Source organism: Enterococcus sp. LJL120, assembly GCF_054871765.1.
On the sequence record NZ_JBTXLV010000004.1, the window covers coordinates 356,486 to 382,194 of the forward strand.

A 25,709-nucleotide genomic window follows, 5' to 3' on the forward strand; every position below is an offset into this window, starting at 1 on the left:
CTCTATCCCTTCTGATCAGCTAACCACGACAAGACAGCTTGCTGAAATTTTTCCGGCTGCTCCAAATGAATACAGTGCCCAGCAGCTGGAATCACTTGATAAGCGAAATTTTTGGCTTGCTGAACCATTTTTAAGCCAATTTGACTAAATTTCAAATCCAATTGTCCCGCTAAAAATAAAATGGGTAAGTCGGCTTTTTTCAATGCCGACCAATAGCTAGCTTGGCTGCCAGTACCCATGAAAAGCAAGCTCATGGCAAGACCAAAGGGGGCTTGTCGCAGCCGTTCTTGCCGGACTGCCGCTTGAATTTCCGGAGCTAAATTCTTTTGGGAAGCAAACAGCGGCAACTCCTGCCAAAAATCAACGAAATTTTCAATGCCGAATTGTTGCAGGCGAAGTGCTAGCTTGCGGTCACTCTTTTTTCTAGCAATTCTCTCTGGTAATGTCTTTAATCCTGGTGAGGTACTTTCTAAAATAATTCCCAGTTTATTTTCAGGAAACGTCAAAGCCCATGCTAAAGCAACCCTTCCTCCCATGGAATAACCTAAAAGAAAATAAACTGGAATTGCCAATTCTTTCATTAAATCCTCTAAATCACGAATCAAAGTTGGCAGTTGATAGCGATAAGGATGTACATAGACAGCTGAGCTGCCATGTCCAATTAAATCAATAGTTAAAAAATTTACCTTGTCAGCAGTCTTCAGGCTTTGGTTAAAAGTTGCTGAAGTGCCGGTAAAACCATGGAGACAGACGACTGTTGGCCAAGACGTTTGATAGGGTTTGAGCCAATGATAGGCATACTCAACACCCTTAATTGTCTTTTTCATTTGCCGCCACCATCTCGTGATAAGTTTTTAGAACTTTCTGCCAAAGCTGATAGCCCTCTGCTTGCTGACCTTGAACTTCAATCAGCTGTAATCCCTGCTGGCGACTCTTTTGAAGAGCCGCTTTAAATTCTGTAGCTGTAGCAACCGCTTGATACCCGGCATCGTAAAGGGCTGCGGCTTTTTTAAAATCCAGATTCAACGGCGTACCGAAAAGAGCATCAAATTCAGTTGGTGGCAATTGATTTTGCGAAAGATGTGAAAAAATTCCGCCGCCATTATTATTCAATAAAATAATGGTCACTGACTGCTTAAGTTGACGCATCGCCTGCAGACCATTCATATCATGAAACAGTGCTAAATCGCCAATCAGTAAATAAGTTTGTTTTGAATTGGCGGCAAGACCGGCAGTCGTTGAAACCAAACCATCAATTCCGTTGACACCCCGATTACCATAAACTGTATATTTTTTCTCAGACACCTGACTAAAGCGGTCAAAATAGCGAATTGCATTGCTGTTGGCGACTAGCAGCTGCTCTCCTTGTTCAAGTTGACTGGATAATTCTCTGGCGGCGTGGCTTTCGCTAAAAGCAGTGTTTAAAAAAGTCTGCTGTTGAGCTTTGATTGCTAACTTCTCTCGCTGATAAAAGGCCTCAGACCATGCTTCGTTTACTGTTTGAAGAGACAGCTTCAATACTGCATCACAAAATTCTCCAGCAGTCGCCGCTATCAACAAATTGGTCAACTGCAGCTGGTCTTTTTTCTCATGACTTTCATCTATGAAGATCCAAGAAATATCTTCAGCAGCTAGGCTTTTTAAATAGAGCATTACGTTTTTCGTCACGGGTAAAGTGCCAAAGCGCAAAACAACTTCTGGCACAAAAGTTGCCACCAGCTGATCAAAAACTAGCTCAGCATGCTTCAAATATTGGCGGCTGATTTTGCCGCAATTACTTAAATTTGTCAGCGGGTCACCGACAATCGGCCATTGCAATTTTTCTGCTAAAGCCAAGAGCTTTTGTGCCGTTTCAATCGATTGACTGCCACCAACCACAATCAAGCCTTTTTTCTCTAAAAGTTTTTCAAAACTCATGTCATTTAATTCAACTTTTTCTGAAGTCTTTTTAAAGACTTCTGTAGAAAACTGATTGACATCTAAATCGACTTCCACTGGCAACAGTGGTTCTCTTAGGGGTAGATTAATCTGGACTGGTCCTTTTGGTACTTCTTGAGCAACTAAACTATTGGTAAAACCTTGCCAATAACTATATCTCAGCAAATTGTCACCGGCTTCTGGAACATTCAACTCGCTAAATTTTTTAACCTGATTGCCGTATAAATTTTGTTGATCCATAGCTTGCGGAGCCCCCACATTTCGCAGTTCCGGCGGCCGGTCAGTGGTTAAAACCACCAAAGGCAGATTGCTGGCTTTAGCTTCACAAATTGCTGGATAATAATTAGCGGCCGCCGTTCCTGAAGTGCAGACTAAAGCAATTGCTTCACCACTGCTTTTTGCAAGACCGACGGCAAAAAAACCAGCTGACCGTTCGTCAACCAGAATATGCGTTTGAATCGCTGGATCTCGATATAATAAAAGAGCCAGCGGAGTTGAACGGGAGCCCGGACTAATCACAGCTTGAGTTACCCCGGCTTGTTTCAAACCATGAATAAATGCTAATAAATAGCGGCTCATCACTTCTTGTTCCTTCATTTTCCACGGATCCCCCTTAACAGCGGCTGAAATTTATTCCACGTCTCTTGTCTTTCTTCCTCGGCCACCGATTTTGCGACAATCCCGCAACCGGCATATAACAAGCCCTGTTTCCTAGTAAAAATTCCTGACCGAATCGCTACGGCGAATTCTCCTTCATCAGCGGCCAAACTTTGCCAACCGATTGGTGCACCATACAAGCCGCGACCTGGCTTTTCATTTTTCTCCAACCAGTCTAGCGCAAGAGCTTTTGGCTGACCACCTAAAGCGGGAGTTGGATGCAGCTTTTTGACAGCTGCTAAAAAGGAAATCGATGCTTTCCGTTGCCCAGCTAAAGGCAAATAAATATGCTGCAGATCACGATTTTTTAAAATCTGCCGCTCGCCTAATTGTAAGGCTTCTTCAATCAAGTCTGCCAATTGTTCCTGAATACCCGCCACAACCAAGCCATGCTCATGACTGTTCTTTGGATCAGCCAGCAGCTTTTGACCAAGCTGCCTATCGGTATTGGGATTTTTGTCTCTTGGAGCCGTTCCCGCAATACTTGCAGTGTAAAACTTTGTGGCATCTGCTTTTAACAGGCGTTCGGGAGTAGCCCCAACAAAAAAATGCTCGCCTTTTTCAAGTAAAAATAAATAGGTATTCGGTTGTTCAGCTGCCAAATTTGCAACAATCTCAGCAGAAATAAACTCCTCGGAAGCTGTCACTGCTAACTGACGGGCGGCGACAATTTTTTGTAGCGCTGAGTCTTCACCGTTAATTTCTGCCACTGCGGTTTCAACCATTAACAACCATTGCGGTAATTGCAATTCTTGATAACTCACCGTATTTTCAAAGCTCGTCTTATCATTTTCAGCAGGCTTATTCGTCACGGACAAAAGTTCTTTCACTTGATTAGCTAACTCTTTCAAACGTTTTTCTGCATTTTTTTTAACTGTTAAAGTTACAGTCAACTGATTATCCAGTTGCTGAAATAAGATCTGCGGCAAAACAAAATACCCGGCTTCCATGCTGTCCCAAAATCTTTCCTTGCTTCCTTTTACATCAAAGGGAAAGCCGCCAAATAGAATTGGCGCCGAACTCTGGTCATCAACTAGTTGAATCTGTTCGGTTAAAGCCTTTTTAAAGGCTGTCACTTTCGCAAAATCTGTTTCAGTGATACTTAATACTGTGCCTAAGCCTAAAAAACTTTCCTTTAAATCTGCGGAACGCCAAAAAAAGCGTGTCCCTTGATAGATTTCGGTCTTTGCTAAAAGCTCTAACAAATCTATTGGCTGCTCAAGTGAATAAGACCAGCTAAGTAATGGTTCGCTTGGCGTCTCATAATTCCAATTGGTACTCAATGTAGTTCACTCTTTCCTCTGTCAAAAAAATTCTTTTTAAAGGTTTGCCGCTGCCGGTTTTGGGAATCTCTGAAACGATGAAAAAGGCGGCCGGTCTTTTAAAACGAGCTAAATCTTTTTCAATAAGCTTTTTAAGAGCAGCTTCATCAAAATCTGGTGCGACTTTTAAATAGGCCACCGGCACTTGGCCCCAACGGGAATCCGTTTGACCGACTACCGCAGCCTCTAAAATCTGCGGACTGCTTAAAAGCAGCGTTTCAATCTCTGCCGGATAAATATTTTCACCACCAGAAATGATTAACTCACTTAAGCGACTCACCACAAACAAATTATTTTCCTCATCTAAATAGCCCAAGTCGCCGGTATGAAACCAGCCTTGAGAATCCCAGCTGCTACTTGCCTGCTGTTTCAAGTAGCCCTCAACAACGCTAGCACCCTTCAGTAAAATTTCCCCGACAGCTGTGTTATCCCCGTTTGATAAAATTTTCAATTGGGTATCTCCTAGAGGCTTTCCGGCAGAGCCGCTTTTTCTAAAAGCTTCCTCCGGTGGCAAAGCAATCACTTGGGAACAGGTTTCAGTCATTCCATAGGATTGAATGACTGAAATTTTTTTAGCAGCCGCCTCTTGCAAAACTGCTGCCGTCACCGGTCCGCCGCCTAATAAAAAGTAGCGAAAACTTTTAGGGAATCCTTCAACTGGTATTAATGGTAATAAATCAGTTAAGGTTTTTGTCACCACTGATGCCAACGTTCCTCGACCGTTTACAATATCGGTCGTCAATTCGGTTGGACTGAATTTAGGATAGAGCCTTAGACTATTTCCTAACACCAGGCTCCGCAGTAAAATGGATAAGCCGCTGATATGATACAACGGCAACGGACACAGCCAGCAATCGTCAGCTGTTACCTGCATATTTTGGGCAGTCGCTTGGGCACTGGCAAAATGGTTTTTAAACCGCTGTGGTACGCCTTTAGGAAAACCAGTCGTCCCAGAAGTATACATAATAGAAGCAATTTGTTCTAGCTGATAATGAACTCGTGGCTCTCTTTCAAAAGTTTCCTCTAGCGGATTTTGTTTAATTTCTGTTGCCAGAGGTATTGGCAACAGCTTGTCATGCTTCATTTTTAAAAATCCTGCAGGTTGACTTAATAAAACTTCTGCTTGACCGTCTGCCAATTGATAAGCCAGTTCACTTTTTGATAAACGGGTATTTAAAAATTGGATTTCTAAACCCATTTCCCACAAGGCCAGAATAGTAAAAATCATTTCCGGCGTATTTTCGCAAAAGAGGGCGACTCGTGTGACTCGATAATTTTGAAATTGTTTTTGGTACTCATTTTGATAGGCGGTCACCTCAGCAAGCAGCACCTCAAAGGACCAGCTTTGATTTTGCCAATACAAAGCCGGTGCTTGAGGATGTAAGGCCGCTTGTTTTTTTAACCAGCTAGTCATTATGGGAATTTAGGGAATTGGTCGAAGTCTGGTTCCCGTTTTTCTTTAAAGGCATCGCGGCCTTCCTGCGCTTCATCCATCGTGTAATACAATAAAGTCGCATCGCCGGCCAATTGTTGAATGCCGGCTAAGCCATCGGTATCAGCATTCATCGCCGCTTTAATCATGCGCAAAGCAATTGGACTCTTCTTCAACATTTCTTCAGCCCATTCCATCGTCACATCTTCCACTTCAGCTAAAGGCACGACCGTATTAATCCAATTCATCGCATAGGCTTCTTCGGCTGAATATTGTTTGGTCATAAACCAAACTTCCTTGGCCCGCTTATGACCAATCACTCGAGCTAAATAACCTGAGCCATAACCACCGTCAAAGCTGCCGACATTCGGACCTGTCTGACCAAATTTAGCATTGTCTGCGGCAATGGTTAAATCACATACTAATTGCAGCACATTACCGCCGCCGATTGACCAGCCTTTGACCATTGCAATCACCGGTTTAGGAATCACTCGAATTAAACGTTGCAAATCTAAAACATTTAAGCGAGGAACCTGATCGTCACCGACATAACCGCCGTTGCCTCGAACTTTTTGGTCGCCACCGGAACAAAAGGCTTGATCGCCAGCTCCGGTTAAGATGATGACACCGACATCTTGTTTTTCCCGACTAATAGAAAAAGCATCCATCATTTCAAAAACCGTTTTAGGGGTAAAAGCATTGTGGCGCTCTGGGCGATTAATCGTAATCTTTGCCACCTTGCCGTGTTGTTCAAATAAAATTTCATCGTATTCTTTAATTGTTTGCCATTCTCTCATTAAGAGACCTCCTCATATTAAAAAGCCTTGCCAGAATTTATCCGGCTTAAGGTTACTTCAAATCAGCATAACTCTGCTAGCATTTTGAACTGAGCAGCTGCTGTCAATGAAGTACAATCCTCAACAATTATACACAAAACTTCTTAAAAAAGAACCCGTTTTGTTTTTCAGAAATTAATTGCTATACTAGCTCTAGCAAAAGAAATGAGGAAGCCAAATGAACTTAATAGAACAGTTAGGAATCAAGGTTATAACCGCTAATCTTGATAAAGTTATTTTAGAAATGCCCATCACAGATCAAGTGATGCAACCTTTTGGAGTGGTTCATGGCGGCATCAACGGGGTTTTAATTGAAACAGCTGCCGGTGTCGGTGCCAATTTAAGTTTGACTGAAGGCAAAGCTGCTCTCGGTGTTGACTTGCAGGTGAATCATTTAGCGAGAGCCAAAAGCGGCAGTCTGATTGTCACTGCTACCCCAGACAAAATTGGTCGGCGTATTCAAGTTTGGCAAGGGGAAATTTTTAATGGTGAGCAAAAAACAGCAGTAGGTCGCTGTACAGTGATTGTGGCGTAAGCATTGAAGGAGTGATTAGGTGGCATCTGGTATTTTTATAAATGTTGCAAGTGTTTTTTTAGGAGGGCTTTGCGGCGGGTTTTTAGGTAATAAATTATCGGCTAAATTCAAACGGGAAATCACGATGATTTTCGGAGTGTGTTCTTTGACAATGGGTGTCAACGCCATTATTTTAATGGAAAATATGGCGGCGGTAATTTTTGCGGTAGTCTTGGGAACTGCTTTAGGACTGGTGCTACACTTAGGTGAGTGGATTAATAAAGGCGCCGGCTTGATGCAAAAGCCGATTGTCAAATTAGTTTCAACCGAGCATTTGGGAATGTCCCATGATGAGTTTTTAAGTCAGCTGGTGACCATCATCGTCTTATTTTGCGCCAGCGGAACGGGAATTTACGGCAGTCTTGATGCTGGTATGACCGGCGACAGTTCCGTTTTAATTGCCAAATCCATTTTGGATTTTTTTACAGCGGCAATTTTTGCCTGTAATCTTGGCTATGTCGTCTCTGTGATTGCTCTGCCGCAATTTATTATTTTTATGACGCTATTTTTATTAGCCGGTCTTATTTTTCCCTTGACTACCCCCACCATGATTAATGATTTTCGAGCCTGTGGCGGTGTTTTGATGTTGGCTACTGGTTTTCGCATGCTACGCTTGAAAATGTTTCCGACAGCGGACATGATTCCGGCAATGGCCCTCGTGATGCCCATTAGTTGGCTCTGGGTAACGATATTTTAAAAAAAGCTGTAACAATTGCTCTACATATAGTAAAGCAGCTGCTACAGCCGTTTTAAATTTGATTATGTTTTTATTGAATCCCACAGAAGGTCTTGCAGCTAATTTCTTCAAAACCAATCAGCAATTGTTGACCTTTAACAATCAGAGGCCGTCTTAATAACCGGGGATTTTCAGCCAGCACCGCCGCTAAATCCTCGGTGCTCATACCTTCGTAGTCTAAATAAAGATTATCATGAATTTTTGTATAGATTAAAAGTAAATCCTCCACGCCGTTTTCCGTCAGCGCAATCAAGTCTTCTAATTCTTGAGACGTCAGGGGCTGTGAAAAAAAGTCCCGTTCCACATAAGGGATGTCGGCTTCACTTAATAAAGTTTTCACTTTGCGACAGGGATTACAGGTTGGTTTGATATATAAAGTAATCATAATTGACCTCTTTCTTGTTATTGAATGCATCATGACACTCAAGGGGATTTTTTGCAACATTTTTGGCTAATTTTTTATAAAAATTTCACAGAATTTCTGTTTTTCAAGGAGCCGCTTCAGCTCATAACTGTTTTTTAATTAACCTTACAAGGAACTTACAAAACTGTTATTTTTATCTAGGACTAAAGTTTGATTTTTAGAGAACTCTTTTGCGTTATGATAGCTGTGTTGAAAGGATGAGTGCTATGAAAAAAATTATTATCGGAGTTCTAGCTTTTCTGGCTATTATTTTAGCTGTTGGTTTTGGTGGCAAATACGCCATGGATAAATATTGGGAAACGAATTATGGCGGCCCTAGCTATTACACAAAAATTACCGGCGATGCGGTAAATACTGGTGTAGAAAGCGGCTCAACTTATTATGAATACGACCAAGTTTCCTACGATGAAAACGGTGTTGAAGAAACCGTTCATTTAAAGGAATACCGTGATAGCCCGTTAAGAATCGGTGCCTATTTGAAAATGGTAGTCAACGATGAAAAAGGCGTCACCTCTTGGGAGGAAGTTCAAGAAAGTGATTTACCTAGCGCCGTCGCTGATAAATTAGTGGAATAGAAAAAAAGAGCGGTCCATGCTCACCAGCGGAATCCTCCGCTGACTAGCATGGATCGTTTTTATTTGCTATTTAATTTAATGATTACAGGCTCAACATCATTTTTAATGAAATAAAATCTTTTTTTGGAGAAAAGGGTAAAATCAGTTCCGCGAACTTTTTTTATTTTAGCAATCAGCGGTTGATTCCCATCGGCTCCTTTAAGCAAATAAGTACCACCTTTAACGTCTTCAATGAGGAAAGTGCCTGTCTCATCGGTTTGAGCGCTGATTGCAACCTCCTCCCGGGTAATTGGATGCTTACCATTTTTGGTATATAATTCAAATCTTGCATTGCCAATTGGTTTTTCATCACCAGTTAATAAAACAAAATGAAGACGATATTTGTGGCCACTGACTATAAGATTTCGCAGCCACTTGTAAAAAAGATAGACAGCTAATAGCGCAACCAGTATTGCTCCTCCAGGAACCACCGCAATTTTCAGCCAGCGTTGGGTGCTGCCATTAGCAACCGCTTGATCATCTCGTTCAGGAACATAAGCCACTCGATGCCCCCGCACCAACAAGCGATGGTCATTAATCATATAAGGAGTACAGGTTAGCAGAGTAACCAGATCTTCTCCCTCAACAATCTGTAAGTCGGCAGTTTCTGTCGGCTCAACTACCTTTGTCTGATCAACTTCATAGGCATGGGTCTCGCCATTTATTTCAATATAAAAGACATCTCCAATTGCCAATTCCGGCAAATTCGTAAATAATTCTGCCTCCGGCAAGCCCCGATGCCCTGCAATTACGGCATGGGTTGAGGGCCCACCAATCGGAAAAGAAGTGCCGTTGACCAAGGTCGTCCCCTTTTCCAACAATAAATCATTGGTAGTATCAAAAAGCGGCAGTTCCAGATTTAAACTAGGAATTTTTAAGACAGCAATTGTGTGCTCTTGAAAATAATTGGAGTCAACAATAGTCGGAGTTTGACTATCACCTTCTGACCAAGGATCTGCTCCAATTTGGCTGCCGGTTTCGGCCAATTCTTGATTGCTAGCTGACATTTCCGCCTGTGCCTTTTCAATAGCTGCTTGATTTTCTTGATTGGCCTGCTCTTGATAATAATTTATCAGCCGTTGATCCAATAAATTATTTAAAGAATCACTGACAAAAGGATAGGCGAGGGAAATTAAACCAACTGCTAAAAGAAGCATCATCAAAATATCTAGGAAAATTCGCTTTTGTCTTTCCTTCTTAAAAGAGGGCTGCTTTTTTTCCGCCATCTCCTCGCCTCCTTTGTTAATCTTATCAAGTAAAAATAAACTTAAAAAGTAAATCTAGTTTTTAAACTATTTTATATTTTGCGGTATGACCACGCCGAGTGACTTGAATTCTTAATACAAATTTTTTTGACCATAGTAAAATTTCATCGCACCGTCATTTATAAAATCAATCTCAGTAAAAATTTTTTTTGCTGCTAGAGTTTCTTTTCAGCAGAGCCTAAGTTTAGGCTTCAAACTTGCGGCGGTCTTTCGTAAAGTAAAAGGCTCCACCGGCAATCGCAATAACGCCAACTGCTAGGAATAAATAAATACCACTACCACCAGTTGATGGCAAAATACCTTTAGGTGTGTTGGCAATCTCCATAATTTGGCCAGTATCTGTGTAACTATTTTCTGCAATTTTAAATTTGACAGCATCTTTTGCTAACGCATAGCCTTCAGGCGCAACTGTTTCTTGAATTTTATACTCACCGTATTTCAGACCTTTGATAACTAAGTTGCTATTATCTGTACTTGTTGACACTAAAGTTGTCGCTTCAGCAAGGGTATCTTTCCAATCAGTTAAGAGGTATTCGCCATTAGTTAAACTAAAGACACCGTATTGACCAGCGTCATTTGTCACTACAAAGGAGGCATCAGCTAAAGATTTGCCTGTTTGAGAATCTACTTTATGGAATTTATAGCCGCCGGTTTCGACAACAATTTCTCCACCTGGCGTTAGTGGTGTGTTGGGAACAACTGTATTGTCAAAGCTAACGTAAGCGGTATTGTTGATAGTCAGGTCCGGCACGATTGAGCTATCGATTTGCATTTGATAGCTGATAACTAAAGTTTTTCCTGCCAAAGCCTGAATCGCCGCAGAATCTTTATTGTTAAATTCGATATAGAAGCCATCTTCAAAACCATCTTGATACAAAGTCTGATAATTTTCTGGTAAGTTAGCTGCCAATTGATCTCCGGCATAAATTGTATAATCTGTGCCTTCAGTTAAACCAGCAATCTCCAAGCTTTTTTCAACATACTTTAGACCTTCTGTGGGTACATCAATCACATCAAAACAATCCTTTAGTTCGACATCCGCCGGCACATTTACGGTAATGCTGTAATTGATTTTACTGGTACCATCAACGCTATAATGATTCCCTTGACCGTCGACAGCCGTTAAATTACTTGGATCAATTTCTTTTTTATCAGTAGCTACAATATTTTTGGGATATAAATGAATATCATAATTAATCGCTGTATTGCTATCATTCTGATAAACAGGCATTGAAACAACTAACGGAACTGATTTGACGGTAACAGTTGGTGAATTGGGCGTCTTTGTTTCTAAAATTAAATACACTTTATCCCGCCCTGTGTCATCCTTCAATGCTAAACTGTTGAAGGTGGTTGTTCCTTCACCAGCAGTAACCTGTGGAGCGCCCACTACTTTATCTGTAGTGGCATAAGTAGCAGACTTGTCTTCCAAAGTTTGAATAGCGGTTTTTTCCTTATTTTTTGAATCCGTTGTGCTATCAGCCAGCAAGCTATAATAATCGGCTGTCACATCGTAGACAGTAAATTCGGCACCGTTTAACGGTGTGCTGTTGGCAAAATCCATAAGTCCACCAGTGTTTTGAACTGACTCTTGTTGACTGCTGTATTGTAATTTGTGCAAGGTGATATTTGCGGTGCCGTCAGCCTCATCTGCTTTCACAACCGACCCATTGCTAAATGCTAAAATCACTGCTACAAATGCTGTCAATAAACTAATTACTGCTAATTTTTTTCCCTGAACGCTGTTTTTCATATCCTTCATCCCTTATGCGAGTTATTTTTTGCCGATTTGCGGCGATATAAGATAAAACCAAATGCTAAAAGAAAAATCCCGCCAATCACAATCAAGCTTTTTTGAGTCAGCTCATTAGTCTGCGGCAATGGTGACTTGCCGCTTGTGTCAGGCGTCTTAGTTGTAGTTGTCGAATTTTTAATGTTGACAATCTTTAACGGCGTCTGCTGCGCTTGGTCATCTGAATAGCTTGAAGCATCCACTGTAAATGGCACCAGCTCACTATTTATTTGGTAGTCAGTGGGGGCGGCGATTTCCTTCAGATAATAATTGCCATAGGCTAAGCCTGTGATTTCAAAGGCTCCATTAACACCGGATGTTAAAGTTACAATGCCAGTATCAGCAGCATCCTTTGTCCAAGCATAGCCTGTCTCAGTTTGTTTTAAATATTCTGATTGCTGGTTCAGCACCTCAAACTGCGCATTCGCCAAAGGAATACTTTGATCACTGGCATCCACCTTAACAAAAGCTTTGCCGCCGGTGACTGCGTCTAATTCTTTTTGCAGATTTTCATGATCGGTTTTTAGATACACGACATTTGCTAAATTTTCTGGAACAAATTGATTGCTATTGACAACCATCTGATAGGAAATAGTCAGCTCCTTACCAACATCAGCTCCTAAAAATTTTAACGCCGCATTACTGGCCAAAGTCAAACTAAAGCCGTGTTGATTTTTGGTCAGCGTAAACTGTGGTAAAACATCCTGACCATCAATCGTGACCTTTAAAGAAGCTTCATCTAAGTCTAAAAAATCACCGGCTTGATCACTAATCTGATAGCTTTGGTAATCTAAAATATCAGCCGGAATGCTCGTGCTTGCCGTGTATTCAATCGAATCGCCATACTGATAATCTTTTTTTCCTGTAATGGTCTTGGTTAAATCAGGCGTGATGTGAGCAGTTTCTTCATTTTTAGGATATAGATGAATCGTTGTCAAAGCCTGCTTCTGCTCATCGTAAACCGGCAGCACAACCACCAAGTTAGTAGCCGCTGTCTTAACTCCAGTCGGCTGGGCACTTTCATTAAATAAATAGACTTTATCCGTGCCATCAGAAGCTTTGGCTGGTAATGAAAATTCAACGAGTCCATCTTGGCCGTCCTCAATCGCTGTAACACCTGAGCTAATTTTTTGAACAGTTATCTCAGTTGGCTCCAATTGGGCTAGCCGATTTTGGGCTTCGGCTACGCTTAGATTTTCCTGTGAACGCAGTTGATAATACTGCTGACTGACATCGTAAACATCAAAGGTCACCCCGTTTAATCCGCGATAGCTTTCCAAAAGATTCGCCAGCTGGCCATCTTCAGTCCCTGAATTCAAAATTTCAGACTCTGGAGCTTCCCCATCAGGAAAAACAATTTTATGAAGAACAAAGTTCACCTGTTGATTGGCATCTTCAGCAGCATAGACGGCTGATTTGTCAAAGCAGAAAAAGAAGCCGACTGTCAAAATCAACAAAAGCCTAACTAATTTTTTCATCTGAGCCACCCCCTCGCCGATAAAAATAAATTCCTGCAGCCAGCGTACCGATTACTCCAAGGGTTAGATACATGGCAATTCCACTGCCGCCAGTTGCCGGTAACGGTACCTTCTTTTGATTTTTAATCGTAAAAGCAATTGTGTTTGTAGTCGTCTCACTATCAGCCAAACTTACAGAGGTTTGGGCTTCAGAAAAGCCAGCAGGATAATCTTCACCGATATAGCTCACCGAAACAGACCCATCGGCAGAAATAACTAATTCAAAGTAGCCCTGTAATTGCCGATAATCAGCAGGCGCTCCAGTTTCCTTTAGATAATAAATCGTCCCTTTTTGTTCGGCTAGCTCTGTGTCATAACTCAAGGTAAAAGGCTGTTGCGTTTGCGAATCCATAAACGTTAGTGCCCCATCGCTTTCCGAGCTAGTCGCCGTCGCCAAAATATTGCTCACTTTTCCTTGGCTGTCTACTGCTGTGCCGAGTTCAAAATCGGCCCCGCCAAGAGAACTTGTTTCCTGATTGGCATCAACCTTTGTCAAGTTTAATTGGTAGGCTTTCAATTGATTCGTCAACGTGTCATCTTCATTTTCCCCGGCTGAAATTGTGACAACACCCTGATCATCACTGGCCGAAAAATTACTTAATGTTTTTGTTTCGCCAGTAAGATTGTTAGTTAAAAGAGCCCCATCGGCTGTAATTTCTAGCTTCCAAGTCGCAGATTCCAAAGCAAAACCTGTCGGTGCCACAATTTCTTTAAGGGTATAGCTTTGGCCCATCTCCAAGAGACCACTGCTAAAAATTAAACTGCCTTGTTCATCTGAGCTTGCGGTAATTAGAGGCTCAGTTGCATCCGTTGTTCCTTGATAGATGGCAAAAGTCGCACCCGCTAAAAGATTGCCGGCTTGATTGACTTTTGTCAAAGCAAGATTGAAGGCACCCTTCGTTTGAATTTCAACTTGATTAGAGCTCAAGGTACTTGTTGTGCCACTGGCAAAGGTAAAGGCGGAAGTTGCTGTATTGGTAATCGGTGTCAAGCTCGGTGCATCACTAGTTAAATGAGCCTTGATTTGAACAGACACTTCACCGCCATAAACCGGATTTGCATCGTCACTGCCAGTACCTTTAGCACCGCTTTGGGCATTTAATAATGCCACGCCTGCAGTTGTAAAAGTAATCGTCAATTGTCGATTATTATTTTCAGTAGGTAAGCTAACTGAATAATACTTGGAAGCTAAAACTGCCCCGTGCAAATCATAAACAATAATATCCTCGCTGCTGGGAAGAGCGACTTCAGCGGGCCAAGTGTCACTCAGACCGATTTCTGTCGGTGTGATAAAACTTTGTCCGGTTAAATCAATCATTTTTTGATTGATATAATAATAAAAACTGTCCCCTTGATTTAGATACCGTTCCGCTTGTGGAACAATTCCAGCATCAGCGGCCTCGCTAGTTGGAAAATGTCCAGCAACCCAATCGTTAGTCCCATAAGCCGCATCCCAAGCGCGATCTAAATCGTTATAATGACTGGCATTCTTGGCAGTTTGGCTATTTTCAGAGTAGGTTTTCGTTGCTGAATCATAGGTATAACTCGTTAAACTTTCGACTGTTTTTGTAGGGGCCGATTGAATGACTGATTGCTGCGAAGAAATCGCACTTGTTGAAAAAGTGCTCCATGCTTCGCCATACTCAGAACCTAAGATAAAAGAATAACCGCTGGTGCTGCTGCCAACTTTATTTAATTCAAAAGAGACAGCGTTTTTGGCGGCAGTCGCTCCACCGAGGTAATCGGTGAAAGCTGCATTAATTGTTGCAGCGTAAACACCCTTCACACCAGTGTTGAAGGAAGTTTTACCTTCTGGAACAATTCCGTTGGCATAATAATTCATATTTGTTCCGACACCGGCTGCATCACTGACAATTCCTTGGGCGCCATTTCCAGCAGCGACATATTCCAGCTGACCGTTAGCGTGATTCATAGAAGCAAAGGTCATGTAAGCAGCCGAGCTACTGTCGCTGATTGCCATTTGCTGAGGCAAAACTTGCTTGATGGCGGCTGCCAGTGAAGTGCTATTGGCTGCTGTAATATCCGCCAAAGAAATAAAATTGCCGTTGCTTGCTGTGTCGTTCATATCATAAAAGCTAAAGGTTACGGACATCTGTGAGATATTATAGTATTCAATCCCAGAATAAAAATTATTAGAGACTTGAATTCGCGGTTGGCTGCCCTTAGTTTGAATGTTTGATAAAGTTAGCATAATCCCTAAACGATGGGTTACTTGTCTAGTTTGAGTGGCCCCACTCGCATCCACATAGGTTTCGCTACCAATTAAACTGCCGGCATTGTCATAAAATACTTGAACCGTTTGATTCGTCAACTTGCTTGAGCCGAAGATAATTGAAATACCATTGCTCGGATTTGTTCCGTTTCTACCCATATAAACACTGCGAAGTTTTGAAGTGAACTCACTGGCATTATTAAAAAGATTGCCGTTTGGGACAGTCGTCGCTAAAGGAATAATCTTGGTGCCTTGGCTGCTGCTGCCAGTTGCAAAACTATCTGAGTCATCATTGTCAATGCCGCCAGCTAGGCCATCTGAGGTATAGACCCGCAAATTACTTCTGGCGTCGGCAGTTGTGACCAATTGTTCCCCCATCAAGCTTCCCATGTCGATGGCGCCGGCATCTCCTAAACTCAAATCGTTGGAAGATTCCGTTTCAGAAATAGCTGTCGAACTTTCAGTCGCTTCATCAGTTGAATCCATAGTACTTTCTGATGTGGTGCTAGTTGTTGAACTATCTGAGGTGGTCAACTCTGAAGATTTGTTTTCGCCACCAGTTTCTTCGCTAGATTCTGTTGTTGATGTAGCTGCTTCAATTTGCAAAGTTACCGGTGTTGCAGATTCTCGTATATTTGTTTGTCCGCCTTGAGTATCAGCTTGATACAAGGCACTGACTACCTGAACATCTGACACAAAATCCGTTGTAAATTTTAAGACAGCGTCTTTTGTTTCAATGGTACTTGCAGTCGTTTGAAGCAGCTCACCTGTTTGTTGACCAGCTGTTGTTAATTGATAGGAAAAATTATCCGTCATTCCTTCTGCCAATGTCGGTTGAATTGAATTGCCTTGACTATCAAGCAGCCTAAAACCTACAAACCGCTGTTCACTTGATGCAGTTGTTGTGTAATTAATTGTCCAATTAATTTTATTTTCACTTGTTATTTCATAAGATATTGTTCCATTGCCGTCACTATCATTGTACAACTCTGTTTGTTCATTATCCGGGATTTCTTCTGCTAAGACCTGCAAACCAAAAACCATTGAAATTCCGATAGGCAACAGGATGATCATCACAGAAAATAAATTTAAATACCTAGATTGTAGCAATTTCTTAAACATTCATTCCCCTCCAAACTACCAAAAACTAAAACGCAAAACCCTTAACTAGTTATGAATTCGTGGATCATTTTACTGATCACAAAAAAATATTCAACTGTACCAATTTTTATTTTTAATTTTTTCGACTCTTTATCAACATAGCTCGTCTGTTTTTTTACCAAACTTTGCAAGCAAACGAAAACCTTGAACGTTTGTTATTTAATTTAAAAAATATTTTTTACACTTGATATGAAAAAACTAGTTTTTTTTCGGATACAACTTTTTTAATTTTTATTTTTAGAAAAAAATTGGCGAATCTTTTAGCAATTACCGAAACCTTCAAAAGTAATTTATTTTGATTATCAAATTATAATTATTTAAAATAGTTATCCTCAGATTTGAAAAATTGCCGAATTTCCGTCAGTTATGCCGTTATCTGACATCAAAGTTAACGCAAAAGAAACTTATTTTCCGCTAAATCCCTTTAAAATTATCTTCTTTACGAATGAATGAAAGGGATATTCTAGCAAAAAACCAGCCGTCTTCTTAAGGAATTCTTAATAATTAACATCAGAAATTTCATAGTTTTGCTTCTTTTTAACTTAAAAGAGACTAAATTTAGATTTTTTCATTCTTTTTAGCAGTGGAGGACTGCTTAATTTGTTGAAAAGCAAAAAAAGCGAGATTTCACTCACTTTCTCAAACAACAGAATAAACAGCCGCAAAGATATTTTTTTGTTCATTGATTTTAGTTTGAAGGAGTTGATAGCGGCGGGATGAATAATTGCAAAAGATTTAGAGGGGACGGAAAAAATCATTTTAGCTTTTTTTCCAAAATAAAAAGAACAGCTTAATCTCTAGCACCTTTACTAATAGAGGCTGCTTGAAGAGATTAAACTGTTCAAATGTAAGTGTAATATAAGCTTGGCTAAATGATTAGCTAATGGTTAACCTAAGACATTCACGGCAAAACTTGGTGTGTAGTAAGCTGTGCTAGTAATTTTTACAACATCACCTGTTTGCGGTGCGTGAATAAATTGGCCGTTGCCTAAATAAATTCCTACGTGATACGTACCGCCACGAGAACCAAAGAAGACTAAATCGCCAGGTTGTGCTTCAGAGACAGAAATCATTGTACCTGCGTATTCTTGGGTAGTCGTCACACGACCGATACTAATACCGGCAGCATTTGAATAGACATAAGAAGTTAATCCAGAGCAATCAAAACCACTAGGAGTTGAGCCGCCCCATACATAAGGAATTCCTAAGAGTGTTTGGGCGTAGGCAACAATCGCACTCCGAGCGTCTGAGGTTGAAGCAGAGCTAGTACTGCTAGAGCTTGTTGATGAACTGCTGGATGAACTAGAAGAGCTGGTTGAGCTCGATGAATTGCTAGTCGAGCTACTAGTGGATGATCCACCATTGCTGGCAGTTGAACTGTCAGTAGTTGAACTGCTAGACTCAGTTGATGTGCCTGTTGACTGACTAGTTGAATCAGTCGCTGTAGTTGAGCTGGTTGTGTCTTCTGTTGCTGTTACATCAGTAGCCGCAGCAGATTCGATGGCAGCTTGTTCTTCAGCGGCAGCAGCTTGAGCAGCGGCTTCTTGTTCAGCTGCTAATTCAGCAGCGGCAGCTTCTGCGGCAGCTTGTTCAGCTTCCAAGGCAGCTTTGTCCTGTTCAGCAGTTGCTTGTTGAGCTGCTAAGGTTGTTGTTAAAACATCTAATTCAGCTTGTTTGCTTAAAAGATTCCCTTTTTGGGTTTCTAAATCAGCCTGTGTTTCATTTAATTCAGTTTGCTTTGCTGTAACTTCCGCTTGTTTTTCTTCAACAGCGTCTTTGTCAGCTTTTTGCTGGTTGACTAAATCGTTATTAGCACTCATCAAAGTTGTCATGGCAGTTACTTTTGATACTGCGTCTGAGATTGAATCAGCATCTAACACCGCATCGATTAAGCTGGTGCTTTGATTACTAACTTGAGCATCTCTAGCTTGCTCTTCAATAGTACTTTGACGCTTTTCAATCCGTGTTTCTAAATCAGCAATTTGATTTTGTAAATCTTCAGCTTCTTGGGTTAAAGCGGTTTGTTGTTCTTGTAAATCTTCCGCTTGGCTATTGATATCGTCCACTTCAGATTGTACTGTTGAAATTTGTGATTGAATATCTGTTTGTTGATCAGATAAACTGTCAATCAAATCTTGTTGATTTTGAATTTGCGTATCATAGTCTGCTGCAGAGGCCGCAAGTGGTGCAGCGACTGATAAAGCAACGGCGCATACCATAACAGTTGACAAAACTTTTTTGTTCAAAATCCTACCTCCATTTATGTACTGTATTTTTGCATTCTCACGAACACACTTAACCCTATCACAGCATTATGTCATGAAAGTAAAACTAGTATTACATTCATATTTCATAACAAATCTTACCAATTCTGTCATGAAAATTTCTTAAAAAATTCACAAATAAATTTTAATAAATCGACCTCCATAAGACAATTCCTCCTGAAAAAAATAAAATTTCTTTTCAAATTGATGAGGATTTTCATTTGCGGAAAAAATGCCAAAAAAATAAGCTCAATTTCTTCACAAAGAAATTGAGCAAAAAATGACCTTCAAATTATCCAGCCAAAATTTCTTTTTTGACGGCAGTTGTCCCCTGCATTTGCAAAATACAATTTTGCGGGCAAGCGGTCACGCACTCTCCGCAATTTGTACATAAATCAGGGTTAATCAACGCAAGATTATCGACGATTTCAATTGCGTTTTCAGGACATACTTTGACGCATTTGCTGCAGGTAATGCAGCCGACACTACAAATTTTCTTAACGCCCCCGCCCCTCTCAGTATTCGAACAAGCGACAATTGCCGTATTTTCGGCTGGCAGCATTTTGATTAATAGCTTGGGACAAGCGCTGATACATTTCAAACAGCCAACACATTTATTCGGTTTAATTTTTGCCACACCGTCAATCATTTCAATAGCGTCATAATCACAACTAACAAGACAGTCCCCATATCCTAGACAGCCCTGTTGACAACTCCCTTGACCGCCGAAAACCTGATTGGCAGCGTAACAGGTTTTCGCCCCTTGATAATCCATCTTGGTTTGGGTAAATTGACACTGCCCATTGCAGCGAACAAAAGCAGCGGTCTTTTGAAAACTGCCGGCTGTTTCGCCTAAAATTGCCGCCAATTTTTCTTGCGTATCCGCTCCGCCTGGGGTGCATAAACCGCCACCAGCTTCATCTGCCGCCATTGCTTTGGCATAACCATCACAACCAGAAAAACCACAGGCACCACAGTTAATTCCCGGAAGAGCCGCTCGTAATTCAGTTTCTTTTGGATTCTCCGGTGTGCGGAATACAATCGTGGCAATCGACAAGCCAATCCCAGCAATTAATCCGAGCAGGCCGACTAATAAGACAGGATAAAAAATACTTTCAAACATTGACAAGCCTCCTCTATTGGAATAATCCTTCCGCCAAACCAGCAAAACCTAAAAATGATAGGGATACTAAAGCAGCTGAAACCAAAGTGATTGGCAACCCCTTCAGGTTTTCAGGAATATCATTGGCTTCTAAGCGTTGCCGTACACCGGCAAAAATTACCATCGCCACTAAAAAACCAAGACCTGCACTGAAGGCGTTAAAAATAGATTCAAGATAGCTATAACTTTTGGAAAAATTTAAAATCGTTACTCCCAATACAGCACAGTTAGTCGTAATCAATGGCAAATAAATTCCTAAAGCATTATATAAAGAAGGCATGTATTTTTTTAAGATGACCTCCACTAATTGAACTAAAGCTGCTATCAATAAAATAAAGACGATTGTCTGCAAATAATCTAAACCGGCCGGCACTAAAATCATGGTGTAAATCGGATAGGTTGCGAGTGTAGCAATCACCATGACAAAAGTCACTGCAATCGACATGCCGACAGCCGTATTTAATTTCTTGGAAACTCCTAAGAAGGGACAAATCCCCAAAAACTGCGATAAGACAAAATTATCCGTGAGCACACCGGCTACTAAAATCGTTACGAAGGCTTGCATGAGTCATCCCCTCCAGTCTGTTTTGCTTGAAGTGCTTTTGGATCGCAGGCTTCTGCAATCGGACAACTTGCACATTCTAATTTGCGGGCTTGATATTTGCTGTATTTATTCACGAGCATCACCAACATCCCGAAAACAAAAAATCCTCCCGGTGGTAGCAATAAGATAGTCATTGGCGTAATCCAATTGGCGGTAATCGTTAGGCCAAGCAAGGTGCCGCTGCCGATTAATTCTCTAATGCCCCCCATCAAAAATAGCGCAGCAGTGAAACCAACACCCATGCCGAGACCGTCTAAAGCTGAATACAAAACTGGATTGTCTTTGGCATACGCCTCTGCTCGTCCTAAAATGATGCAGTTAACCACAATCAGTGGCAGATAAATCCCCAAGGTAGCGTCTAAAGCAGGCGCTAAAGCCTTCACTAAAAATTGAACCACTGTCACAAAGCCCGCAATAATTGTGATGAAGGCGGGAATTCTAACCTGCGGCGGAATAACTTTCCGCAATAGTGAAATTACCACATTGGAACCTAATAGAACAACGGTTGCCGCCACTCCCATTCCCAAGCCATTAAAAGCAGAGGTGGTCACGGCTAAGGCAGGACAAGTACCTAAAACTAATTTTAAAACAGGATTTTCTTTAATAATTCCTTTACTAAAAATCGGGAATAATTTTTGTTTTTCCAATACCTTTCCTCCTCCCTTTTAGGGAATTAATTCAGATAAATCGAGGGCTTCGTTGACAGCAGCGACCACTGCATTTGAAGTTTTTGTAGCGCCGGTGACGGCCACAATCTCGCCAGCGGTGCCGTTTCCAGTCTTAGTGACAACTGGTCGGGTGCTTAATTGGTTAAACTGCTCTAAAAAACTTTGGTTCGTGACGTTTTGACCGAGCCCGGGGGTTTCATTGCTGGCATCTAAGACTGCAACCCCTAAGACTTCACTTTGATAAATTGCCGTCATCACAGAGACATCACTGCCGTATCCATAAGCGGCAGTTTCAAAAAGATAGCCGCTAACCTCAGAACCATTTTTGGCTTCATAGGTAACTTCGCCATCTGCTAAAGAAATTTCTTCATAGCTAGATGCCGTAATTAATTCTGCCATCACCGCTTGTTTTTGCTGCCACTCCTGTTCGGCAATGCGCTCTGCAAAAACATAGCGGGTACCAGCGACACAAAGAGTCACCACTAAACAAATGGTAACCAGACAGATTGTGGCAGTTAAAATTGATTTACTGTCTTTAGTTTTCACGCTGCTTCACCTCCCGGCCAAAGGTTTTGGGAATCGTCAAATTTTCAATCAGGGGCACTAAAATATTCATTAATAAAATGGCGTATGAAACCCCTTCTGGCAGAGCGGCAAAAAAGCGAATTGCTACGGTGATTACGCCACAGCCGACAGCGAAGATAATTTTGCCATTTCTAGTGACCGGCGATGTTGTGTAATCAGTCGCCATAAAAATGGCACCCAACAATAAACCTCCCGCCAGTACATGATACAAAGGATTGCCTCCTAATAAAAAACTTAAGAGAGCAACTGTTCCAATAAAAACCGTGGGAATCAGCGGCGAAATTACTTTGCGGAAAATCAGATAGGCCCCACCGAGAAGTAAAGCAAGTCCACAGGTTTCTCCTAAACTGCCGCTGCGGACACCTAAGAACATGTCCATTAACGAAGGCAACGAACTTTCTGCACCAGAAAGAAAAGTCGCCGTTGTCGTGACGTCGATTCGTTGAGAATATTCAAAGGGGACAACCCAAGCGCTCATTTGAGAGGCAAAAGACATCAAGAGAATGATACGAGCAGCAATGGCAGGATTGACAAAATTTTGACCGATGCCTCCGAAAAATTGTTTAACAATAACAACTTCTACATATACTTTGTTATAACAATCTAATTAAAGTTCCGATATAATAGGCTTTTACTCTCTTTTTTATTTTTTAGAAAATCTTCAATATACAAAATTTGGTATTCAAATGGTATTCATTTTATCCCTATTCACCCACCCCGCCACTTTTCTTAAAATAGGGAGTTTTAAAATCATTTCTCACACAAGATTAGTTCGATGCAAAGAAAATTGAATTATTAAGAAGATAGAAATTAGCTTTGGCCAAAAATGGTCAAAGCATTTTTATTTGTTCCCCTTTACAAAAACGAACATTTGTTCGTATAATGATATTACTAAATAGGATAAAGGAGTGGTATTCGTGAAATACAGAGACTTCAAAAATCTTCTTGAAGAAAACCTAAAATCATATTCTCTAGCTCTTGAGAAAGTCAGTGACTATGAAGAAGCTAAGAATAAAAAAAGAACTGGCAAAAATAAGTGGCCACAAAAGAAAGTAGACAAAGCTAAAGAAACAACTTGGGATAGTATATGTAAAAATCTTTATGAGTCTGTAAAGTCAAAAGTAAATAGCAAACCTCTATTCCCTGAAAAGGAATGGCTTGACTATATAGAAAAACACAATTTTTATGAGAATGTAGACGACATGCTCGCTGAACTAGAATTCGAGTAAGTAGGAGGTTTTTTGTATGAATCCATTTGGCGCAAACCCTGTCTTTGATTATTCAAAAGAACCTCGGAGAGATATACTCTGCATCGACTGCAAGTCGTTTTACGCCAGCGTTGAGTGTGTCGAGAGAGGCCTCCACCCTCTTAAAACGGAATTAGTTGTTATGAGTTATCCTTCTGACAATCCTGACGAGCGAGGGAGCGGATTGATTCTCGCAAGCTCGCCAGCTGCTAAGCGCAAGTATGGCATTAGCAATGTCAGTCGTGCAAGGGACCTGCCCTTCCCTTATCCAGACAGCCTAATTATTGCTCCCCCTCGCATGGCTTATTATATGAAGAAAAACATGGAAATTAACAACATCTACAAGAAATATGCTGATGAGAAAAATCATCATGTCTACTCTGTTGATGAATCATTTGTTGATGTAACAGAAGGTATGAAGCTATGGGGAGCCAGAGACGCTAATGAAATGGCCCGCATTATTCAAACTGATGTCTATAATCAAACTGGAATTTTTACGACTGTTGGCATCGGTGATAATCCCCTTCTTGCTAAACTAGCACTAGATAACGAAAGTAAGAAAGCACCCGATTTTAGAGCAGAATGGCGTTATGAAGATATTCCTACAAAGCTCTGGCCAATCGACAACATTACTGATATATGGGGAATCGGACGAAAGACTGGCAAAAAATTGAATGACAGAGGCATTCAATCAATGTATGACTTAGCCCACTATGATTATTATCAGCTCAAGTCTTCAATGGGAGTTTTAGGAACTCAATTATATGCTCATGCCTGGGGCATCGATAGAACATTTCTCGGACAAACTTACAAACCTAAAAGCAAAAGCGTTGGTAATTCTCAGGTTCTCAATAAAGACTATATCAAGCGGAGTGAAATAGAAGTTGTGGTAAAGGAAATGGCTGATCAAGTTGCTACTCGTCTTCGAAGAATGGGAGCAAAAGCTCAAACGATTAGTCTTTGGATAGGTTATTCTCTTGCCTACATTTCTCCAGACGGCAAAGGCGGATTTCACCAACAGCTTAGAATCCCACAGACAAACAGCACTAGAGAAATTGCTGGCTACCTTCTGAAAATCTTTGATAATCATTACACGACTCAAGAAGTCAGGAATATCGGTGTGAATGCTTCAAATTTAGTTTCGACTAATTCTTTGCAGCTTAATCTTTTTGAAGAGCCTGACGATCAGGTTCACGATATGAAAGTGGATTATGTAGTTGATACAATTAGGAAAAAATATGGCTTTAAAGCAATTGTTCATGCTACAAGCCTCATGGAAGGTGGTCGAGCAATTGAACGAAGCTCGTTAGTTGGTGGCCATGCTGGAGGAATGAGCGGGATTGAAGGTGATCCTGGTGGAAAAGCGAAGAAGTAAAAAGTTCTTTATTGATTATAATGAATACCGTGACCGGCCATTTGGCTTGAAATGGGGCACAGCTTACGCAATGGATGAGCTGGTTAAAGGGATTGACGAGAATAAACTTCAAGCATTAAAAGATAATGTAGCACTTCAATCAATGACTCAAGAAGAAATTGATGCTGTCTTATCCGAGTCTTTTCTCTATCATAAAGAAGTTGAAATACAGCTACATTTAAAGGATGACTTCGGTAGATTATTAGACAATGTTTGCGGATGGTTTTCCGGTGAAGCTTATGAAGATTACTTCGTCATAGATGAGAAACCAATTATGTGGGAAGATGTCAGACACATTGAAATAAAACAGGAAAAGAAATGGTTTGACATAGATATTTTTGAATCTAAGAAAGACTCAGATAATCAGTTAGCTTCCTTGCCAGCTGAGATTGAAACTATTCAAGATTTTGATTATCAGGACTTCTACGATGACACGCCAGACTTTTCGGAGGATTCAAATGAACATAATTGATCGCTACGAAGCGGGTGAATGCAATTTAGAGGAGTTAACGGAAAGGTTGCCGGGATTGGCAGATGAAAGCCTAGAGGCTGATGTCGGGTATGATAAACTTTGCTTCTACATGGAACTAATATTTGGTTATCACGACATTTTGTTTTATGATAATCATTGAGGTGAACTCTATGGACAAGTATACGGGATTGCTGACGAAGATTAAATTAATCAAAGAGGAACCGCTTCTGGTGCGTTTTACGCTCGTCAGTGAGCATGAGCGGGTTAATTGTATTGTAGCTAATCCTCGTATTGCTATAAAGATTCTTATGCTACCTAATGACAAATATAAAGCGAGTGTGATTGGTCATCGGAATAAATACGACCAATTAGTTATACGCTGGTTAGCTGTGGATAATGGGGATAACTTTGCAAGGGAGTTGGGATTGTAAAAATATTAATTTAAATTAATATTTTATTGAAGTGATATTTTTGGTATGATTTATACAAGCCCGGTGAAAAACGGGTGGCTGTTTCTTTCTTTTGTCACCTAGCGGAAACTGGGTGGCTCTTTTTACGCAAAAAAAGGACCCTCCAGCTGTCCATCAACAACAAGAGGGTCAAGAGCAGAATTTGCTCAATGGATTATCTTTACTTTACCATAATGTTGTCACATTTCAAGTTTTTTTGTTATACTATTTTCAGAGTAAGTGACCTGTAGTCGTCTAGCGGAAACTAGGCGGCTATTTTTGTACAAAAAAGTAATCCCGTAACTGAGGTGGTCAATTACGGGATAATGAAGAAAACTTTTTA

The 25,709-nt window shown here is 40.9% G+C and carries 24 protein-coding genes; 8 read left to right on the forward strand and 16 right to left on the reverse strand.

From position 1 onward, the window contains the following. Positions 1–2 precede the first annotated feature (2 nt). Genes menH through menB form a run of 5 tightly spaced genes read right to left on the reverse strand, consistent with a single transcriptional unit; the run spans position 3 to position 6,146 of the window. Positions 3–827: a 2-succinyl-6-hydroxy-2,4-cyclohexadiene-1-carboxylate synthase gene (gene menH, locus ACYSNU_RS09050; protein WP_461736883.1), complete on the reverse strand. Its 825-nt coding sequence runs from the start codon at positions 825–827 to the stop codon at positions 3–5. Further along, positions 811–2,535: a 2-succinyl-5-enolpyruvyl-6-hydroxy-3-cyclohexene-1-carboxylic-acid synthase gene (gene menD, locus ACYSNU_RS09055; protein WP_461736885.1), complete on the reverse strand. Its 1,725-nt coding sequence runs from the start codon at positions 2,533–2,535 to the stop codon at positions 811–813. The genes menH and menD overlap by 17 nt, the downstream gene beginning before the upstream one ends. Beyond that, a complete protein-coding gene (locus tag ACYSNU_RS09060; protein WP_461736887.1) occupies positions 2,532–3,878 on the reverse strand; it encodes an isochorismate synthase in 1,347 nt (448 codons plus the stop codon). The genes menD and ACYSNU_RS09060 overlap by 4 nt, the downstream gene beginning before the upstream one ends. Then, positions 3,856–5,331 (reverse strand): o-succinylbenzoate--CoA ligase, encoded by a 1,476-nt coding sequence (gene menE, locus ACYSNU_RS09065; protein ID WP_461736888.1) that lies wholly within the window; start codon positions 5,329–5,331, stop codon positions 3,856–3,858. The genes ACYSNU_RS09060 and menE overlap by 23 nt, the downstream gene beginning before the upstream one ends. Beyond that, positions 5,331–6,146, reverse strand: a complete 816-nt coding sequence (gene menB, locus ACYSNU_RS09070; protein ID WP_461736890.1) for a 1,4-dihydroxy-2-naphthoyl-CoA synthase — start codon at positions 6,144–6,146, stop codon at positions 5,331–5,333. Before menB ends, menE begins: the two co-directional genes overlap by 1 nt. Positions 6,147–6,363: 217 nt before the next feature. On the opposite strand from menB, the gene ACYSNU_RS09075 reads away from it, so the two are divergent. Continuing rightward, complete coding sequence (locus ACYSNU_RS09075; RefSeq protein ID WP_461736892.1) at positions 6,364–6,720, forward strand: PaaI family thioesterase; 357 nt, start codon at positions 6,364–6,366, stop codon at positions 6,718–6,720. A gap of 19 nt (positions 6,721–6,739) precedes the next feature. Next, positions 6,740–7,456 (forward strand): DUF554 domain-containing protein, encoded by a 717-nt coding sequence (locus ACYSNU_RS09080; RefSeq protein ID WP_461736894.1) that lies wholly within the window; start codon positions 6,740–6,742, stop codon positions 7,454–7,456. A gap of 70 nt (positions 7,457–7,526) precedes the next feature. Here ACYSNU_RS09080 and ACYSNU_RS09085 read toward each other — a convergent pair whose 3' ends face one another. Beyond that, entirely contained in the window at positions 7,527–7,880 is a 354-nt protein-coding gene (locus tag ACYSNU_RS09085) for a Spx/MgsR family RNA polymerase-binding regulatory protein (RefSeq protein ID WP_461736895.1), read from the reverse strand. 245 nt (positions 7,881–8,125) lie between these two features. Between ACYSNU_RS09085 and ACYSNU_RS09090 the strand changes: the two genes are divergently transcribed. After that, positions 8,126–8,494 (forward strand): YxeA family protein, encoded by a 369-nt coding sequence (locus ACYSNU_RS09090; RefSeq protein ID WP_461736897.1) that lies wholly within the window; start codon positions 8,126–8,128, stop codon positions 8,492–8,494. Positions 8,495–8,553: 59 nt separating this feature from the next. On the opposite strand, the gene ACYSNU_RS09095 is transcribed toward ACYSNU_RS09090, so the two are convergent. The 10 genes from ACYSNU_RS09095 to ACYSNU_RS09140 all read right to left on the reverse strand — a co-directional run bounded on the left by ACYSNU_RS09095 (position 8,554) and on the right by ACYSNU_RS09140 (position 22,355). Next, on the reverse strand, positions 8,554–9,759 hold the full coding sequence (locus tag ACYSNU_RS09095; RefSeq protein ID WP_461736898.1) for a class C sortase: 1,206 nt from the start codon (positions 9,757–9,759) through the stop codon (positions 8,554–8,556). A gap of 223 nt (positions 9,760–9,982) precedes the next feature. After that, positions 9,983–11,551: a SpaH/EbpB family LPXTG-anchored major pilin gene (locus tag ACYSNU_RS09100; RefSeq protein WP_461736900.1), complete on the reverse strand. Its 1,569-nt coding sequence runs from the start codon at positions 11,549–11,551 to the stop codon at positions 9,983–9,985. Between the two features lie 5 nt (positions 11,552–11,556). Continuing rightward, on the reverse strand, positions 11,557–13,068 hold the full coding sequence (locus ACYSNU_RS09105; RefSeq protein WP_461736901.1) for a SpaH/EbpB family LPXTG-anchored major pilin: 1,512 nt from the start codon (positions 13,066–13,068) through the stop codon (positions 11,557–11,559). Beyond that, positions 13,052–16,462 carry a SpaA isopeptide-forming pilin-related protein gene (locus ACYSNU_RS09110; RefSeq protein ID WP_461736903.1) on the reverse strand — a complete coding sequence of 1,137 codons (3,411 nt, stop codon included), beginning with the start codon at positions 16,460–16,462 and terminating at the stop codon, positions 13,052–13,054. The genes ACYSNU_RS09105 and ACYSNU_RS09110 overlap by 17 nt, the downstream gene beginning before the upstream one ends. A 926-nt stretch (positions 16,463–17,388) precedes the next feature. After that, complete coding sequence (locus tag ACYSNU_RS09115) at positions 17,389–18,747, reverse strand: C40 family peptidase (RefSeq protein WP_461736904.1); 1,359 nt, start codon at positions 18,745–18,747, stop codon at positions 17,389–17,391. A 310-nt stretch (positions 18,748–19,057) separates the two neighbouring features. Next, a complete protein-coding gene (locus ACYSNU_RS09120) occupies positions 19,058–19,888 on the reverse strand; it encodes an RnfABCDGE type electron transport complex subunit B (RefSeq protein ID WP_461736906.1) in 831 nt (276 codons plus the stop codon). 13 nt (positions 19,889–19,901) lie between these two features. Then, positions 19,902–20,492 carry an electron transport complex protein RnfA gene (locus ACYSNU_RS09125; RefSeq protein WP_461736907.1) on the reverse strand — a complete coding sequence of 197 codons (591 nt, stop codon included), beginning with the start codon at positions 20,490–20,492 and terminating at the stop codon, positions 19,902–19,904. Beyond that, on the reverse strand, positions 20,477–21,178 hold the full coding sequence (rsxE, locus tag ACYSNU_RS09130; RefSeq protein WP_461736909.1) for an electron transport complex subunit RsxE: 702 nt from the start codon (positions 21,176–21,178) through the stop codon (positions 20,477–20,479). The genes ACYSNU_RS09125 and rsxE overlap by 16 nt, the downstream gene beginning before the upstream one ends. A gap of 18 nt (positions 21,179–21,196) precedes the next feature. Further along, on the reverse strand, positions 21,197–21,745 hold the full coding sequence (locus ACYSNU_RS09135; protein ID WP_461736910.1) for an FMN-binding protein: 549 nt from the start codon (positions 21,743–21,745) through the stop codon (positions 21,197–21,199). Then, positions 21,735–22,355 carry an RnfABCDGE type electron transport complex subunit D gene (locus ACYSNU_RS09140; protein WP_461736927.1) on the reverse strand — a complete coding sequence of 207 codons (621 nt, stop codon included), beginning with the start codon at positions 22,353–22,355 and terminating at the stop codon, positions 21,735–21,737. The genes ACYSNU_RS09135 and ACYSNU_RS09140 overlap by 11 nt, the downstream gene beginning before the upstream one ends. A 346-nt stretch (positions 22,356–22,701) precedes the next feature. Here ACYSNU_RS09140 and ACYSNU_RS09145 point away from each other — a divergent pair, with 346 nt between their 5' ends. Genes ACYSNU_RS09145 through ACYSNU_RS09165 form a run of 5 tightly spaced genes read left to right on the forward strand, consistent with a single transcriptional unit; the run spans position 22,702 to position 25,348 of the window. Then, positions 22,702–23,013 (forward strand): hypothetical protein, encoded by a 312-nt coding sequence (locus tag ACYSNU_RS09145; protein ID WP_461736911.1) that lies wholly within the window; start codon positions 22,702–22,704, stop codon positions 23,011–23,013. A gap of 16 nt (positions 23,014–23,029) precedes the next feature. Then, on the forward strand, positions 23,030–24,406 hold the full coding sequence (locus tag ACYSNU_RS09150) for a Y-family DNA polymerase (protein ID WP_461736912.1): 1,377 nt from the start codon (positions 23,030–23,032) through the stop codon (positions 24,404–24,406). Next, positions 24,381–24,917: a hypothetical protein gene (locus ACYSNU_RS09155; RefSeq protein ID WP_461736928.1), complete on the forward strand. Its 537-nt coding sequence runs from the start codon at positions 24,381–24,383 to the stop codon at positions 24,915–24,917. The genes ACYSNU_RS09150 and ACYSNU_RS09155 overlap by 26 nt, the downstream gene beginning before the upstream one ends. Then, positions 24,904–25,077 carry a hypothetical protein gene (locus ACYSNU_RS09160; RefSeq protein WP_461736913.1) on the forward strand — a complete coding sequence of 58 codons (174 nt, stop codon included), beginning with the start codon at positions 24,904–24,906 and terminating at the stop codon, positions 25,075–25,077. The genes ACYSNU_RS09155 and ACYSNU_RS09160 overlap by 14 nt, the downstream gene beginning before the upstream one ends. Positions 25,078–25,087: 10 nt before the next feature. After that, positions 25,088–25,348 carry a hypothetical protein gene (locus ACYSNU_RS09165; protein WP_461736914.1) on the forward strand — a complete coding sequence of 87 codons (261 nt, stop codon included), beginning with the start codon at positions 25,088–25,090 and terminating at the stop codon, positions 25,346–25,348. Positions 25,349–25,709: the final 361 nt, after the last annotated feature.